The 18,652-nt window shown below is 47.6% G+C and carries 8 protein-coding genes; 7 read left to right on the top strand and 1 reads right to left on the bottom strand.

The features are described 5' to 3' along the window. Positions 1–14 precede the first annotated feature (14 nt). On the top strand, positions 15–7,706 hold the full coding sequence (locus MKY01_RS04305; protein WP_339285521.1) for an S-layer homology domain-containing protein: 7,692 nt from the start codon (positions 15–17) through the stop codon (positions 7,704–7,706). A 107-nt stretch (positions 7,707–7,813) separates the two neighbouring features. Here MKY01_RS04305 and MKY01_RS04310 read toward each other — a convergent pair whose 3' ends face one another. Beyond that, positions 7,814–8,761 (bottom strand): AraC family transcriptional regulator, encoded by a 948-nt coding sequence (locus MKY01_RS04310; RefSeq protein WP_339285523.1) that lies wholly within the window; start codon positions 8,759–8,761, stop codon positions 7,814–7,816. A 171-nt stretch (positions 8,762–8,932) separates the two neighbouring features. On the opposite strand from MKY01_RS04310, the gene MKY01_RS04315 reads away from it, so the two are divergent. The 6 genes from MKY01_RS04315 to MKY01_RS04340 all read left to right on the top strand — a co-directional run bounded on the left by MKY01_RS04315 (position 8,933) and on the right by MKY01_RS04340 (position 18,642). Next, entirely contained in the window at positions 8,933–9,952 is a 1,020-nt protein-coding gene (locus tag MKY01_RS04315) for a glycoside hydrolase family 88 protein (RefSeq protein WP_101314774.1), read from the top strand. A gap of 13 nt (positions 9,953–9,965) precedes the next feature. Next, complete coding sequence (gene gnpA / locus MKY01_RS04320; RefSeq protein ID WP_339285526.1) at positions 9,966–12,146, top strand: 1,3-beta-galactosyl-N-acetylhexosamine phosphorylase; 2,181 nt, start codon at positions 9,966–9,968, stop codon at positions 12,144–12,146. Positions 12,147–12,356: 210 nt separating this feature from the next. Beyond that, positions 12,357–13,205, top strand: coding sequence for a GNAT family N-acetyltransferase (locus MKY01_RS04325; protein WP_339285527.1), 849 nt, complete (start codon positions 12,357–12,359; stop codon positions 13,203–13,205). Positions 13,206–13,404: 199 nt separating this feature from the next. Then, a complete protein-coding gene (locus MKY01_RS04330) occupies positions 13,405–15,207 on the top strand; it encodes a sensor histidine kinase (protein ID WP_339285529.1) in 1,803 nt (600 codons plus the stop codon). Between the two features lie 11 nt (positions 15,208–15,218). Continuing rightward, the gene (locus MKY01_RS04335; RefSeq protein ID WP_339285530.1) at positions 15,219–16,793 is read left to right on the top strand and encodes a response regulator; all 1,575 of its coding nucleotides are present in this window, start codon (positions 15,219–15,221) and stop codon (positions 16,791–16,793) included. A 175-nt stretch (positions 16,794–16,968) separates the two neighbouring features. Next, positions 16,969–18,642 carry an extracellular solute-binding protein gene (locus tag MKY01_RS04340; protein WP_339285532.1) on the top strand — a complete coding sequence of 558 codons (1,674 nt, stop codon included), beginning with the start codon at positions 16,969–16,971 and terminating at the stop codon, positions 18,640–18,642. Positions 18,643–18,652: the final 10 nt, after the last annotated feature.

Raw genomic sequence — 18,652 nt, forward strand, 5'->3', positions numbered from 1 at the left:
GAAGGGGTTCACCCATGCGACGGAACAAAATCATTCGGATAATCGCAACGTTGATGGCCATGGTCATGCTGATCAGCGTCTTGCCGCTTCACATCGCGGTAGCGGCCGTTTCCTCAGCGGGAACGACATCCATTAAGAACGGGTTTATCAAGGTAACAGTGGACAATGCAAGTGGGCGCTTTAGTATTCGTACAGAAGATGGCCAGCCAATCCGCAAAAAGGATAACGGTGTGGATATGATCTTTGGTGGAGATAACCCGGAGACGTCGTTCACGACGTTCCGCATTAACGGAACGGATCTGATCTTTGGTAATCCGTACAAAATGGCACCGAACTGGACCTCGGAGGTTACACCTCCGAAGGTCGTAACGGGTAATGACGGTACTCAAAGTCTCTTGACCGTATGGACCGTTCAAGGTATTCGCATTAGCCAAGTCATCACTTTGCTGTTGAAGGAAGACAAGGATCAGGGCGGAAATGCCCGTGTTCAATATGTGGTGGAGAATACGACAAATGCCAAGGTAGAGATCGGGTCACGTGTATTACTGGACACGTCGGTCGGTGGCAATGACGGCCCGGCCTTCCAGATCGGGCAGAATTATTCCGTTCCACTTACGGTGGAGCGCAAACTGGTTCACGAGCCAGAGAAACTCGGTTACGACAAAAACGTGGACGAGCAGGCATACAATCTGCATAAACTGCCACCTTACTGGGTGATGCGGGACAAGCTTGATCTAAGCAATCCGCTGGCGACAAATGTCATTGCTTATGGATTTAACAACTTGTTCGAGGGCGGTATTAACATCGTTGATGAAATGGTGGTAGGCCATTGGGCCAATCTTGCCGGAACGAAATGGGAATATGAACCGGACGAGAATCTTGATTTTACGCAGGATACAAATGATTACGGTACAGCCGATACGGCCGTGGCTTTCTATTGGGAGCCTGATACGGTTCAGGCTGGCGCCCAACACTCGTATGAACTGGTGTACGGTTTGGGCGAGATTGTATCCCCGGAGAAGGTATTCGATGTTCGTTTCCTGGATCCAACGCAGAAGCTGGAGACCAATGAGGAAGAGACGGGTTACGTGAATGACGGCGTGTTCGAAGTGAACACGGAGATCGAGAACCTGGAGATGTTCAACACAAACCATAGCCAGATTGATGTGACTCTGACACTGGAGAAAGGTCTGAGCTTTGTGGATGAGAATGGGAAGGAACTCAATGCAACAAGCCAGAAGCTTACCTTCCGCAAGGATGTTCCGCCGGAACAAGCTGCACAGGGCATTGAATTCATTCCGTATAAACCGGGCGAGGTCGTCGCAGCCAAATGGCGAGTGAAGGGTACAGGCAAAGCCTGGCCTTCAACGCGCCAGTATATGGTGACGGTGAGCAGCCCGGAGACAGAGAAAAAGCTGGAGACAGCTGCTCAAGAGAGTGAGGGACTTCCGGAATCGGAAATTCGTGCAATCTATGAATCGTCAAGAGCAGGTTTTATTTTCCTGCCACCAGTCGGTGAATTAAGAGAGACGTTGGTCTACGCCATGTCACCGGAGGAAGCGTACAGCAAGGACGAGAAGTACATCACGCTGAACGTGTCCAATATCGCTGCCTACAATGTTGGCAATGAAGCAACGTCAACCGCTGCCAACTTTGACATGTATCTGGTGAACGTGAAGAACGGGGATCGTTACAAAGTGCCGGTGACCCGATCTGTAACATCCCAGCCGCTTGGAAACGGGTTCGCGGGAGATTTGAAGCTGGTATATCGTGGCGGGGAAAAGGTGAATGCGGATGGCACAACGCTCGAAGTGCTGAACGACGCGATCTTGCCACTTGGTGAATATGCCGTGCAAGTGGACTATCGGGACAAGTCAATTCCCGAGATGGCTGAAGCGCTGAGCTTCAAGACAGACCAGACCTTTGCCATAACTGAGAACGAAGAGAACCGGGTTCGCAAAGCCGGCATTCTCGCTGTATATAAAACCAAACTGGACCTAAATGCAGGTGCTAGTGAGAAAGCGACGTTTGCCAGCGTGCTGCCATGGACGTACGGTAACCTGACGGACGCGCAGTTTAAAACGAAGTTGGATCAGGATCGGGCGAGACTAACTGCTGCCAAGCAGGAAATGGTAGCAGCATCACGCAAACTGGACCCTGCTCTGGATGTAGCTGGAGCCATCGATGCATCGGCTTCGCCGGTATATGCGGTCCAGACGTTCGAAAATGAAGCGGCATTCGAAACGTTCAAAAAAGGACTTGATGATGATACCGAGCAGGAGGTTGTTCTGGAAGTGCGCGGTAAGATCGTGCAGTCCGGTACGGGGGCAAACGCCCAGTACACGGTTCAATCGGATACAGAACCTGCGATTCTCAACAAGAGTGTAGCTTACAGCGGGAAAGACCTCACCATTTCAACAGGGAACTTCCCGCTCGCCAAAGATTTGAGAGCCAATACGGACACGCCGTTCTTGCAAACCCTCTTTGTGGGTGGCGACGGTACCCTAAGTGTGGCGAACAGCGGGTTCGTATTCCATTCCGGCGAATGGACCGTTGATTTCTACAACGGATTCGATAAGTCACTCGGAACGGAATCAAAGCTGACGGATGAAGAGCAGGCATGGGAGGAAGGACGCAATCCGGAAGACCCTACCCTGAACGGAACCCTGACTTGGGCTAACGGTATGCTGGGCGATGCGCTCAATCCATATCGCAATCTGCTTGTCTCCTATGTGTACTTTAATAAACACACATTGTTTTCAACACCTACCTTCTCGCTGAATGGCTTTGGGTTGAAACTCAATGACTTTGTGCTGCGGCAGGATGGGGTGTCCTTCGGTGGTGCAATGAAGATGTTTATTGTAAACGGGGAAGTAAGCAACGTTATGTTCAACCAATCGGGCTTTGTAGGTATTGATTCCTCACTGGCGTTTGAACTGGATAATAGAATTGGTTTGTTCAAACCAGACTCTGAGGATAGCGTAAAAGGTGGTATCAATGTTACGCACTATAAAGACCCGAACAAGTACGGCGTCATGAATTCGTACGGCGTTAACTTTGAGGCAAAACTGGAAAACTTGTTCTCCATTAGTGCGGAACTTGCCTTTAAACGCGTTCCCGACGGACGGATTATTCCAGACGTCATTGCTTTTGGATCGGACCTTCCTGATCCGGGCATCATGATCAATCCAGCTACCAAAATCTCAAGTATTCGCGGCGCAATCCGTGAACTTGCGATGACGATTGCGGGTGGTACCGAGCGCTTGCCACTGACGCTGGAGGCAGGCATCGATATGGAGCTGGGACAGAAGCCAGCTGTTTTCTCAGGAAGTGTAGACCTGACACTCAAAGCTACCGGATTCAAAGTGGTGGGCAAACTCGGCTTCGGTGAAGGCAGCAAAGTCATTCCGATGCTGACCGAAGCACTGGTTCAAACCCAATGGGCCAGTCCAATGTTTATCCGTGCGCGGGCACAGATTGATGTTGGTGGTTGGGATATCATTGTGGGCAGTGCCAGCCTGTTTATCGGCGAGAATCTGGAGAAGGGCCGAGTCGATTTTGAAGGCATGGTCAGCTCCAAAATACAAATTCCAAGTTCAGTGCCGGTTGTCGGTGGTTTGGGATTTGGAACCCGTGCAGGCGTTAATAACGATGAACTGTGGGCAGGAATCTCCTTGTTATTCCTCACCCTGGGCATCAAATATTACTGGGGCGGCGGCATCTCATTCTTGACGGATGGATCGGCATTGGACGATGAGGCGCTCGCACATCTGGCAATTAATGATCCGGAGCAGGGACCGCGCCTGTTACAGATCGGAACAGGTATAGAGACGCTTGCGACATCATGGGAAAATGAGGAGCCTGAGCGTTACGAGATTAGATATACCGCCGTTGGGGACGGTATCGATATGATCGAGGATAGTTCGCAAAATCTCGGCATTGGCGGCATTCGCACGTCCAATGGAGGGAAAACACATGTGATCCCGATGAGTGGAGTGACAGGGGATGCGCTCCTTGAATTGGAGTATTTCACAACAACCAGACCTACTCTGACGCTGAAACGTGACGACGGAAGCACGTATGATATCGTGTACGGAGAAGCAACGGATCGTAACGCAACGGCGTTTGAACAGATTATCAAAGCACCTAAAGAGGGTGATCTGAAGAGCGACGGTACAACAGTGACCCAAAAAGAAGAGCTTCAGGGCACCGATATTCGTCGGATCTATGTCGCGATTCCACAGGAAGACGCAAAAACGGGAAGTTGGACGCTGACGTCCAGTCAATCGGTCAAGTCCAAGCTGATGAACATTCCGGTACTTCCGGAACTGTCTTCGACGGAACTTGCGATAGATACACAGGATGCGGACCAATTCACAGCAACCTGGACCGTGGATAACGCTTCGCCTGGAGATACGGTTGATCTGTATCTGTCTTCGGACCGTTTGCAGGCCACACCTACACCGGACGAATCCATTGATCCAGGGATCATGATTGCCAAAGGCATTGAGATCGAAAGTGCCGATATTGGTGCGGACGGTCGTGCATCCGGCGAGATGACCTTTGACGTGAAACAGATTGCGTACCTCGGCGGAGCAGATCTTCGTGGTTTGCTGCAACAAGGCACATATTATCTGCGTACGGAACTGAAAACGGATATGGCATTCTCTGTCTTATCTTCACAGGAAGGTTATACGCTCGTAGATCCGTTTGCTCCGAACGCCGTGCCAGAAGTGGAAACGAGAAGCATAGGTAACGGGCAGTTCGAGGTGGCCTTCCCGGCGATCACCAAAACAGCTGAAGAAGAAGCAGAAGAATTCACTTATATCCTGACCGCATCGGATGAGCAAGGACATCTGTATGATCCGTTCGGCGAAGAAGGATACAGTGAATCCGACTTGAAAGCTACGCTCAAGGATGGCAAGTATCATGTGACTGTAGGTGGATGGAATGCACTAGGAACACCTAAGCTGGGTGCTGACGGCAAAGTGCAGCGCAATGCAGACGGCACCATTGCCATGGAGGATAAAGAGGTACGCCATTCCGGACTGGAGCCGGGCAAATCGTATCGCATCGGCGTTACGGTCGCACGTCAACCGGCTTCCGATGAGCAAGCAAATCTTCGTTTATCCACAACAACGTATAGCGGGTCGAAGCTGCTTCCTGCCCCTACAGGGCCAGTGCTTTCACTCGATAACAAACAAGTGGTCAACAACAAATACGAGGTTGTTACAAGTTCGAATCAGGTGACCGTGAACGTGGCTTCGAATCAGCCAAACGTGGTTGTAGAGGCTTCGACGGACGATGGTTCGCTCGGCACCACTAACCTTGCAACAACAGACAAGCTGAAGTTCAACTTTGAGGTAGATGGTGTATACGCAGTCCAGCTCAAAGCTCGTAATACCAGCACAGGGGATACGTCAGTCACAATGCTGTACGTGACGATGGATACGACGGCTCCGATGATCTATCTGGATTCACCTTCACAAGGCGAACGGGCACAGGGAGGCGTTGCGCTCGTACAGGGTACAACGATGACCGACGCCCAAGTGACGGTAACGGATGCCGATAGTGATCAAGAATTGGCACAGTTCAAACCGGACGAGAACGGAGTCTTTAAACATGAGGTGCCGATTGATGCAAACCGCATGAAGACCCGTCTCCGAATTAAAACCGAGGACGCGGCAGGCAATGTGAACTCTGCCGTTGTTGAGGTGCTGAACGGCGACTTCAAGCTGCCGCGCAGACTGAAACTGGTTATGCCGGAAGAACTTGTTGCTGGTGGAGAACAAGCTGCGGTTCAGACTTATGTGGAGTATACGGATGGAACTCGTGAACTCGCAGACAACGACAGCATCACCTACAGTGTGGTTATGGGTGAAGCGAACGCAGCCGTTCAAGATGATGGCCTTCTCGACGGAAAACGTGTTGGAGTTGCTCTAATCCAGGCCGATTATACATGGCAAGGTACGGAACTCAGCACAACGGATATTGTATCCGTTGTTGCACCGAAGACGGGAGCTGCACCACCGGATTACATGGATACGATTAAAGCATCCACAATCGGGACGGGCAAAAAGGGAGAGACACGTGTCTCGATCAGTGCTGCCGGACACAAAGGCAACATGGTTGGCAGTGAACTGGCATACCGGATTTTCACGGAACAATTGCAAGTGATGCTGCCAACATTTGAACAGGATATCAGTGGATGGAACACGCTGCCTTCCGATAAAGTCATCAAAGCAAAACCAGGCGAGTGGGTTGTTATCGCCAAACGAACAACGAGTGAGCCAAAACTCACGACAGCATCCTCTGCTGCGGTGAAGGTGAATGAGCGGATCTCTTCAAGCGTGGAACCAAGCGAGCCAAGCTCGGGCGTCAGCAAACCACCGGCATCGAATGTGCCTGTTGGTCCGTTGACGGTGGGTGGCGTAGCCATGGATAGTGCCGTTGGAGGTAAAGACATGAAGGTACCTCTGGAACTGGATGCAGTGCAGAAGGATGGATTGTTGCTGGTCGATGTTACGCCAGGCGTAAGTGGCCCAACCGTGGTTGCTCATCCTGTGCGAGAAGCGCTGCTGGATGCAGTCAAGCAAGGTCAGCGAATTCGTTTGCACGTTGCAGGCCAACTGGAGCAACTACGCTTCGAACTGGATGCGGATCTGATTAAACAACTCGCTGCCAAAGACATTTCGATGGATCTGGAAAGCGATTGGGGCAGCTACCGTTTGGATTGGAATGCCATCGATCTGAACGCACTTGAAGCAGCTTTCCCGACGCAAAAGGCCGAGGATATCAAAGTAAGCTTAAATGTAGGTAAACCGGATCAGGCATACGAACGGCTTGCTGCGAAGCTTGCCAGTGAGGGACGTACGATTCCAAGAGGAACCCCGGTTGCCTTCAACATGACGGCAAGTGACGGTACCAAGTCAATCGAGATTGATAAACTTTTGAAAATGACAACCAAAGAACTGTACCTGCCGGTCGGAGAGGACGAGCGCTCCGTATCGACCGTGGTCGTTCTTGAGTCTGACGGCAGCTTGCGGCATGTGCCTACTCGCTTCGAAGTGCGGGAAGGCCGGATGGTTGCCATCGCAAGCAGTCTGACCAACAGCGTATACTTGCCGATTCGATATGACACTGCGTTTAGCGACATGAAGGGCCACTGGGCAAGCGAAGCAGTTCATGATCTGGCATCACGTCTGGTTGTGAATGGCGTGTCGTCTGCTCGTTATGAGCCTTCGCGTAGTATGACTCGGGCAGAGCTTGCTGCACTGATGGTGAGGTCCTTTGGCCTGAAACCAGACACAGGCGTAAGTTCACCATTCGCAGACGTTAAGGCAGCAGATTGGTACAACGATGTGGTGCAAACGGCAACTGACTATGGCCTCATGACGGGCTACAGTGGTAATCGTTTCGGTCCGCAGGATGCCATGACACGTGAGCAAGTGATGGTCATGCTGATCCGTGCATACGAGATGGCAGGACATACTGCACCAGCTGCGAGTAGTACAGCTAGTAGTCTTGACAGCTATACTGATGCATCAACGTTGTCTGATTGGGCCAAAGACAGTGCCGCACAAGCGGTGAAACTGGGTCTGATTCAAGGTAAATCGGCAACGACACTTGAGCCAAAAGCTCCGGTAACTCGTGCCGAGATGGCAACTCTTGTCCGCAGATTACTTGTGGAACTGGATTTGCTGTAAACATGAAGTTGTTGATTTGAACTGGAAAATCCCGAGAGTCATCATGACTTTCGGGATTTTTTGTATCTTTTTTATGAGCAGGGTTATCTCAATATACAAACGTGAATTCATAACCACCCCGTGAATTCCAATATTGAGGCTTTTGCAGACTGTGCTTCTGTATGAGCGCCTTTGCGCCAGGCTTTAGGCGATTCGCCCATCAGTTTGGCGAAGCAGCGGTTAAAGCTGGAGATGGATCGGAAGCCGACCTGCTCAGAGATGGACAGAATGGAGGCCTCGGTGCTTTTTAATCGTTTGCATGCCTCTTCAATCCGGGTACTGTTCAGAAAATCAAGCGGCGTGGTTCCCATAATTTCATGGAACTTGCGGCGAAAATGCGTTGTACTCAGATGACACAGATCAGCGAGGTAATCTATGGTCACAGGCATCATATAGTTTTTGGTGATAAACTCCAGCACGGGTGAGATGACCAAGTCACCTTGGAGGTCTCTTTCCCGTTCGTGATCCTGAGATGACAAGCGTTCGCTGCTCGCATGAATTCGAAGCAGTTCGATATATAGAGACATCAACAAGCCGTACGCGCTCTCCCGATAGTAGGGGGACTGCTGCTTCATTTCTTCAACGATTGAAGTTGCGAGCATATGAATTTTGGGATGCTGTTCCTTATTCAGAATGCAATTGGTTCCCTGAATCGCCCATAGATTCGGTTCAATGTGAGTTTGTGCTGTTTTGAGCGAATGACGGAAGAGTTCTTCCGGTGAAAAAAAGATATAAGCCCACAGGCTGGCGTTATTAGGTGAACTGTATGTGGTATGCGGAAGATATCGGGGAATGAACGAGATGTCGCCTGCTCGAAAAGGCACAGATTCTCCCTTAATCTCCATGATGCCTCCATCTGAATAACAGATGCCAATCTCCATGTGGTTATGGAAATGAAGATGCTCACTCTTGATATCGGATATTCTCCAGCGGTCTCCACTGAGTAACAGGACAGGGAAATCAATGGGCAGGCTATAGTGACGATATTCAATGACAGGTTTCTTCGGTTTGGGCATTTTCGAGGACTCCTATGTATAAATGATTGAAATTGCGCAGTTTTGTTATGAATATGCTTAGATTGAGACTATTTTACTGCGTACAATGGAATAAGTAAAGCGTTTACAAAAATGGACGGACACCTCTCAGGGCGCACTTGGGGGCGTGTGCACAGGGAGAGGGGAATAACAATGCTTCAAGTGAAATATGACAGGGATCAGATTCTACACGTAATCGAGAACGTTACCAAGAAAACACTGGATATGGATCTGACATGGGATTGGCCCGGTGGAGTGGCTTATTATGGTGTATCCAGAGCCTATCAAACGACAGGCAACCAAGAGATTCTGGACAGGCTGGTGAAATGGGCAGACGAATATATCGAGCTGGGTCTGCCAAGTTGGACGGTGAATACATGTGCCATGGGCCATGTGCTCATCACTTTATATGAAGAAACCGGGGATCAGAAATATTGGGACATTGTCCTCAGCAAGGTTGATTATCTCCAGAATCATGCGCTTCGTTTTGGAGACAATGTGCTTCAGCATACGGTATCGGTTTCCAATGATTTTCCGGAACAGGCTTGGGCAGATACCTTGTTTATGGCGGCATTTTTCCTGCTTCGCGTAGGTAGCAAATTAAAAGACGAAGCCATGATTCAGGATGCGCTGAATCAGTATTACTGGCATATCAAATACCTGCAAGATCCGAGCAGCAGTCTGTGGTATCACGGTTATAACAATATCAACAAGGACCACATGTCCGGATTTTATTGGGGCAGAGCGAACGCTTGGGGAGCCTATACGATGTCTCAAGTGAAACCGCAATTGAACGACTGGTACTTGTATCCGCAATGTATGGATGTAGAGTGTGCCCTTCGTGATCAATTGGCGGCTCTCAAGCTGGTACAGACCGAGAATGGCTTGTGGCGTACGGTTCTGGATGACGAAGAATCGTATGAAGAGGTGTCAGCTTCCGCGGGTATTGCAGCAGCGATGATCAACAACGGCAATCCACTGCATACCAAATACGTGCAAAAGGCATTGGAAGGCATCCTGAACAACATTAGCGAAGATGGGCGCGTGCTTGGTGTATCTGGCGGTACGGCGGTAATGAAGGATCGGGATGGCTATCGCAATATTCCAAAAGACTGGATTCAGGGCTGGGGTCAGGGCCTGGCACTCGCTTTTCTGTCCGATATGTTGAGATAGGGAGGGAACCCAAATGTCCAAATTAACCAAAGGCTCCTTTACACTACCGGGAGAATCCGGTTATGAAGCACTGACGCTTGAACTTGCCAACCGCTGGGGTGCCGATGTGATCCGTGACAGTGACGGTACAAAGTTGTCCGATGAGATTATCAATGCCGGATACGGCATCTATTCAACCATTTGCATTATTCGGGATCATAATGAGTGGGCATCCCGTAATCTGGATAAGTTGCAGCAATGTTTTCTCATTACGAATCCGAAGGTTGCTGTGCAAGATTATGTATCCATCTATCTGATGGAGGACTTCTTCGCTGAACAATTCAGGGTGAATGATTCGAAAGAAGCGTTTAAGTATTGGCAGGTGTACGACCGAACGACTGGGGAAGAAGTTCCTAGAGGACAGTGGAATTATGAAAGGGAATCTGGCAATGTTGTCATTACCGGCGTTGCTCCTTGGCATAAATACACGGTGAGTTTCATGGTTTATCGGATATGGGAAGAGATTTCCATGTACAATCACACGACGAATAATTGGGACAAAGAGCATCTGATGCAGATTGACCCGATCTATACAGACACCCAAACCTATTTGCTGGATTGGATGGAAAAGTGGTGCCAAGGCCACCCGGAAACAACCGTTGTACGTTTTACGTCCCTATTTTATAACTTCGCCTGGATCTGGGGCAGTGATGAGCGGAATCGCCATCTGTTCTCGGATTGGGGTTCATACGATTTCACGGTAAGTTCGAGAGCGCTGGATCTGTTTGCTCAAAAATATGGGTATTCACTCTCCGCCGAGGACTTTGTAAATGGCGGTAAATATCAGGTCACTCATATGCCTGCGGATCAGCGCAAACTGGACTGGATGGCATTTATCAATGATTTTGTCATTGAATTCGGTAAAAAGTTAATTGATATTGTACACAAACATGACAAGCTGGCGTATGTCTTTTATGATGACAGCTGGGTGGGCATGGAGCCGTATAATGATCGCTTTGAGGAATTTGGATTCGACGGCATGATCAAATGTGTGTTCTCCGGTTACGAGGCAAGAATGTGCTCCGGCGTTAAGGCTGATACCCATGAGATTCGCTTGCATCCCTACTTGTTCCCAGTTGGCTTAGGCGGGCTTCCTACCTTCAAAGAGGGAGGAGATCCTACCCTGGATGCGAAGAAATACTGGATTAATATCCGGCGTGCGCTGCTGCGTGAGTCGATTGACCGGATTGGACTGGGTGGATATTTGCATCTGGTTGAGCCTTACCCGGACTTTGTGGATTATATCGAGAAAATTGCCCATGAATTCAGAGAAATGAAAGAGCTACATCAGGCTGGAAAGCCTTATCAGATCAAGACAAAGGTAGCCGTGCTGCATAGCTGGGGCAAGTTAAGATCGTGGACCTTGTCTGGTCATTTTCATGAAACGCATATGCATGATCTGATTCATGTGAATGAGGCATTAGCCGGGTTGCCTGTTGACGTGCAGTTTATTGATTTTGATGATATTCGTCAGGGCGCATTGAAGGATATAGATGTCGTCATCAATGCCGGCTCTGCAGGTTCAGCATGGAGCGGTGGAGCGCAATGGAGTGACCACAAGTCTGTGGACTTATTGACACAATGGGTGTATGAGGGTGGTACCTTTATTGGCATTAACCAGCCTTCGGCAATGGACGGGTACGACAGCTATTTTAGAATGGCTCATGTGCTTGGGGTAGATGAGGATACAGGTGCAAGGGTTGTTCATGGAAAATGGTCGTATGAAGTTAATGATGAGTATGGTTTGGTGCCTGAGGGGGCCAGCATACTTCCGAAAGATAACATTTATCTTACTGATGGATCAGCAGCTGTAGTGAATGAAACGGATGGTCAGATCACACTGTCCACACATGCTTTTGGAAAAGGAAAAGGGATCTACCTGCCTTCCTTCGAATTCAGCTGGGAAAATACAAGACTACTTCTGAATTTGATTCGATTTGCGGGCAATGAATTCCATGAAACAAAGTACATCACGGATAACTTGTATACCGAGTGCGCTTACTATCCTGAAAGCAACATATTGGTTGTGATCAATAATAGCGATCAGGTTCAGTCCACGACGATCAATACAGAGCATGGAAAACAGACCGTGGAATTGGACCCGTACGATACGGTGATCACCAAAATTGGTTTAACAAAATCGGTATCCCCATAGAATAATGACTCGATAGACCGTATTCCTTAACCAGGGAGCGGTCTATTTTAGTTATTAGGACGTGTCTGAAAACTCTGAAGAAAGCAGATTTTATCGTACGGATATTACTTTATAGTGTTAACACTATTTAGTAGAATATTTAAATAAGGATAGGGATCATGAGCCCTAATATATTATTGTTTTCATCTTTTTAAAGGAGAGAGTGCCCTAATGTACAGTTATAAATTGTTGGACACAATAAGCATGGAGACACTTCACGAGGCGTTTGTGGATGCGTTCTCCGACTACCAGGTTAAAATGGATTTGCCTTTTTGGAAGTTTCAACAAATGCTCCAACGAAGGGGCTATCACCCCGAAATATCTATGGGAGCCTTTAAAGATGAGAGAATGGTCGGATTTGTTATCAATGGACTTCGAAGCTGGAATGGAAAGAAAACTGCATATGACCTTGGTACAGGCGTTGTAAAAGATTGCAGGCGGCAAGGCATTACAAGCGATCTGCTCTTGAATATTCAAAAGCTGTTAAAAGAAAAAAATGTAGAGCAATATTTGCTGGAAGTCATCCAATCCAACGAATCTGCAGTTCAGCTGTACAGTAAACAAAACTTTAAAATTCAAAGGGAATTTTCATGTTTCCAGTTGCAAAAAGATCAATTCATACCGCAATCAACCTGCACGGTGGAATGTGTGGAGAGAATCGATGTAGAGCAGTTTAAGGAATTTTGGGATGTGGAGCCCTCCTGGCAAAATTCAATTGATTCCATCTACGCTGTACCGGAGGCTTTTATCTATGTGGTAGCACGTCAGGATCACAGCATTGTTGGTTATGGCATTATAGATCAAAAAACAGGTGATGTTCCACAGCTTGCAGTGAACCAAAATTACCGGGGCAAAGGTATTGCAAGCAGCATCCTGACAGAGATGGTCCAACGCACAGAATCGCCTAGAATCAGTGTCCTCAATGTGGAGTCTCATCTGAAACCGATGCAAGATTTCCTCCTGGTCAAATCAGGTTTTGCATATCATGTGGGCCAGTACGAAATGCTCTTGAAATTATAACGAGATACCCGTTTCGACTTAAGATCAGATCGGGTTCATACGAAAATATGTGGGGTGTTAGTGTCTGTCTTGTTGGGCCAGTTGAACGGGAGGTTGATTAAAGGCTTCCCGGAAATCCTGGATTGCAGTATCCAACCCATCCTGTACTCGTTATAATAATGTTGATATATGACATGGTTAGAGGAGACAAAGACATAACATGAGCCGCAAGAAATACTGTAAGCGTATTCAGTTTCTGGATGATTGGAGTCTCAAAACCAAGTTGTACATATTGTTCATTTTTTGTGTGCTGGTCCCGGTCCTGGTCACAAATACCGTGTTTTACCAAAGCATCAAAGGTAACATTGAAGAGAAGGAGCATAGCCGATTCAATGAAATGCAGCAAAGGATCAAGTTTAACCTGCGGAACAGTATAGACAATAGCTTGTATGTGTCCAATTTTCTCTATACCGATGGAACGCTGAACCGGTTCATGGAGTTCAAGTATCGCGATCAGGAAGACTATTACTCTGCCTACTATGATATGCTTAGCAACAACAATCTGGTCAGGTACTATTACAGCTACCAGCAGGTGAATCAAATTACGTTTTATGTTGGCAATGATACCTTCGTCAATGGAGGAAACTTTATTAAGCTGGATGAAGAGGTGAAGAAAAGTGATTGGTATCAAGCGCTGATGAAAACGAGCGACCATATCATGATCTATTCGTATTTTGACAAACAGCAGGCGGAGATGTCGCAAAGTCAGGGAGGACGCAAAGTAAGCATTATTCGTAAGCTGGATTACTTTGGGGAGCAACAGGTTGAAAAGGTGTTAAAAGTTGATCTGGACTACGCTTTCATCAACAAATCGCTTAAAAATGAGGGAGCAAATGGGAAGGTGTATGTCGTTTCGGATGGCAGGGTCATTTTCTCGAACGATTCAAAAATGAATCAGATGCGCAAGCCATTTAATCTGATTGCAAACAGTTCAATTGATCCTGTTCAATCCATGCAATCGATTCCCGTCGTATCCGAGGATTGGCAGATTGTCGTCAGCACGGAGAAATTGGACGTTCTGTCGGAGATTGTTAATTCCAAGCTTAATTTGACTTTACTAATCATTCTTAATCTGTTGGTGCCGACACTGCTAATCTGGTTGATATCCAGATCACTGGTCATCAGAGTTGATCGGATAGCGAAGCACCTGGATCAAGTGAAGCATGAGAAATTTGAGGTGATATCGGGACCTGTGGGCAAAGACGAGATCGGCAGCCTGACCCATAGTTATAACATGATGGTCATCAAGATCAAGAACCTGATTGAGATTGTGTTTAAGGGCCAGGTGGAGCGGCACGCCCTTGAGCTCTCCAAAAAGCAGGCGGAGCTGAAAGCCCTTCAGAGTCAGGTGAATCCCCATTTCATGTTCAACACGCTTGAAACGATCCGTATGCGGAGTTTGATCAAGGACGAGCTTGAAACCTCCGATGTCATTCATAAACTGGCACTGCTGTTACGTCAGACGATCAATTGGGGCGATGATCTGATTACAATTGCAGAGGAAATCAATTTTGTGGAGAGTTATCTGAGTATCCAGCAGTATCGCTTTGGTGAAAAGTTGCAATTTGCAATCCGGATCACAGACGAATCCATTGCTGCCATGATGATACCCAAGCTAACCGTTCTCACCTTTGTGGAGAATGCTTGTATCCATGGTATTGAGGGGACGTCGAATGATGGGGTCGTGGAGGTATTATTCGAAATTCGAAGTAATGAGCTGTACATTTCCATTCGAGATACCGGAGTCGGTATGGATCAGGACAAGCTGGCCTCGCTCCACAAAATGATGCAAGACCCGAGTATGGATCGGATGAGCGAGCTTAGCAGCATTGGTATGATGAATGCATATATTCGGTTGCGGATGTATTTTGATGATTTCGTTCAGGTGCACATATTCAGTGAAAAGGGGAAGGGAACAACGATTGACATTCAAATTCCTCTTATGCAGGCATCTCAAGAATAAGGAGCGAGGATATGATCAACGTGCTGATTGTGGACGATGAGCCATTTATTCGCCAAGGACTTCTATTGTTAATTGATTGGGAGTCATACGGATTTCAGATTTGCGGTCAGGCCTCCAATGGTATGCAGGCATTGGAGTGCATACGCGCTATGCAGCCCGATCTGGTGATTTCCGACATTAAGATGCCGGAAATGGACGGAATGCAGCTTGCCAAAACCTTGTACGAGCAATATAACGGTGACATCAAGCTGATTCTTCTAAGTGGATTCTATGAGTTCGGATATGCCAAGCAGGCGATTAAATACCAGGTGGATGACTACATTCTCAAGCCTATTGTGAAGACCGAACTGGTTCAGGTGCTTGAGGAGTTCAGGGTCGCATTTAATGCGCGGACGGAAGAGAAGCGATATCAGCAAAAAAAAGATCGAATTATTATGGCTCAGCATATGCAGTCAATCTTGCTTGGGGTGGCTGAGGAGGATGCTGTTACGAGTCTGCAGTCCCACTATCAAGATGTCGGCATACTGCGTTGCGTCCTGATTGAGGCGGAAGCCGGTCCAGAACAGGGAACGGATTGGTGCGCTCGGGTTGAGGCATGGGTGGGCAAGCCCTTGCCGGGACAAATTTTGAAGCCCTTCACAGGTGATAAAAATGCGGTTCTGCTTATGGTTACGGACCTGATGGTGAACCGTGAGGCAGTGACCTTGGAGCAATATTTGACCCGATTACATACCGATCTGAGCCATGGTCAAGAGGCGGCTATTGCTTGTTATGTCGGGAAGGAAGTACATGAGTTGGAGGCGCTGCACGAGTCTTATCAATCCTGCGGCATAATGAAAAGCTTACGTTTCTTCACCACTTGCAGGCCCATTTATTATTTCGAACTTATGGATACGACCTTATTTGTTAATCGGCCGGGACAGTTCGAAAAACAATTATTTGATGGGCTAGTCAAGTCTATTGAGGAACAGCAGACGGATGAGTTATACAGTCATGCAAAGGCCATTTTTCAATTTTTTCTGGATGAGCGAATCGAGCCTGGTATTGTCCGCATCCACTTGCATTATTTGGCATACACATTGCTGGATCTCGTGAATAACGATACGGTTACTCCAGATTCGGGGTTGATGGGATCGACTTTTCTGAAGGTGAACTACGCGATGTTATCCATGGAGGAAAACATTGAACATTTATGCGAATTCTCGCTCATATGCGCAGAGAAACTGAAGGAGCAGCAAAAGTCAAATGCGATGGGCGTATTAGCCAAAATTGAGGCCTTCATTCACGAGCATTACAGAGAAAATATCAGCCTGAAATTGCTCGGGGAGCAGTTTTACATGAATAGTGCATATCTGGGTCAGATTTTCAAAAAGCATTTCTCGATCAGCTTCAGTGATTATTTGAATCAATTGCGTATTGAGGAAGCCGCCCGGCTGTTGCGCAGAACAGATCAAAGAGTATACGAAATCGCAACAATGGTGGGATATCGGGATTCCGATTACTTTATTAGCCGGTTCGAGAAACTCATGGGGGAGACTCCTGCACAATATCGTAAAAGTGCCCATGCTGCGTACTCTCTTGATTAACATCCTGCACTCCTTGACGGAGCGGCGGGATATTTTTTTTCGCAGATGCTGGAATTAGTGGGATTCCATCTATAGTTTATCCCGTTGAGAGGGGCATGGAAGCATGATAATTTTAAGTCAGCCTTTGGAAAGCGCTTTCCAAAAAGCTTCTGTCAATATAATCGATGGAGGGGTCATGATGAAAAAGGATGTTAGAAAAAGAATCAAGTATAGTGCTCTGCTCGCTTTAATACTGGTCATCGCACTCACTGGATGTACACCGGGATCGTCCTCGAAAGGGGAAAAGACAGCAGATGGAAGGGAATTGAAACAATTTTCCGCATTTTTTGCCGTACCGGGAAAAATTGCGCCTGACGATAATCGGGTGTTAAAGGCTATTGAGGAGAAAACAGGCGCCAGAGTCACGATGGACTGGCTTACGGGCCAAACAGCCAAAGAGCGGATTGGTGTACTCATTGCAGGCGGCGAATATCCCGATTTTATCGATGGGAGTGATGGTACTCAGCAACTGGTAGCAGCAGGAGCGTTAGTACCTCTTGAGGATTACATCGATAAATATCCAAACATCAAAAATTACCTGGGCGAAGACTGGAAGAAGATGAAAAATACGACGGATGGACATATCTACTTCATTCCTCAATTCGGCAATATACAAGAAAAGTCGATGAAAGTATCCCATGACGGAGAAGCATTCTGGATTCAGAAGGCCGTACTGGAGTGGGATAATTATCCGACAATCAAAACGCTTGACCAATACTTCGACTTGATTGAACGGTATAAAGCAGCTCACCCGACCATTGATGGTCAGCCAACAATTGGATTTGAAATTATCTCCTATGACTGGCGTTATTTCGCACTGGAGAACCCTCCGCTCTTCATGGCTGGTTATCCTAACGAAGGCGCAGCCATCGTTGATAAAGAAACGCTGACGGCCAAAAACTATAATACCATTCCGGAAGCGAAGGCATATTTCAAGAAGATCAATGAGGTATATCATCAAGGTTTGGTCGATAACGAAACCTTTACAGCAAACTATGATCAGTATATCTCCAAAATTTCAACCGGACGTGTGCTGGGCATGGTGGATCAAGGATGGCAATTCCTTGACGCCGAGGCATCACTCGTGAAGCAAAAATTGTATGACAAAACCTATGTACCGTTGTCCATTACACTCTCCGAGGATGTTAAAGGGCGCTATCAGAACAATCCAATCCTTAACGTGAATGGTGGTTTGGCCATTACAAAGAGCTGCGAGGATATCGAGGGAGCACTTCAATATATTAATGATTTGTTGGACCCTGAGATGGAGGTATTGAGAACCTGGGGACAGGAAGGCGTGGATTACCAAGTCGATGACAAAGGTGTGTTCTTCAGGAATGAAGAACAACGTGCGAATTCCAAAGATCCGGACTGGGTGCTGGCAAACACGGGAAGCCCGTTGGTCTATTTCCCGCATCATGAAGGCATGACCGCTGACGGGAAGAATGCCCTTGACCCTAAGGAGCAGCCGGAGGAGTACCTTGCCACATTGAATGACATCGACAAAAAAGTGCTGAAGGCTTATGGATATACGAAGTTTACTGACTTCCTTGAGCCTGCGGAGGAAAATGAACCGTGGTTCCCAATCTATACCTATAATTTTGAACCGAATAAACCGGAGACCATCGCCAGACAGAAAATGGACGATGTAAAACGCAAATGGCTACCCAAAGTGATTATGACCTCACCAGCCGAATTTGATAAGGCTTGGGAAGAATATCAAGCCACGCTCAAGGAAAGTGCAGATATTAAAGCGTATGAAGATGCGCTGACGGAAGAAGTCCGTAGACGTATGGAACTGTGGGGATAAAGGCCTGTCA

The organism is Paenibacillus sp. FSL R5-0486 (genome assembly GCF_037975155.1).
GTDB classification, from domain to species: Bacteria; Bacillota; Bacilli; order Paenibacillales; family Paenibacillaceae; genus Paenibacillus; species Paenibacillus amylolyticus.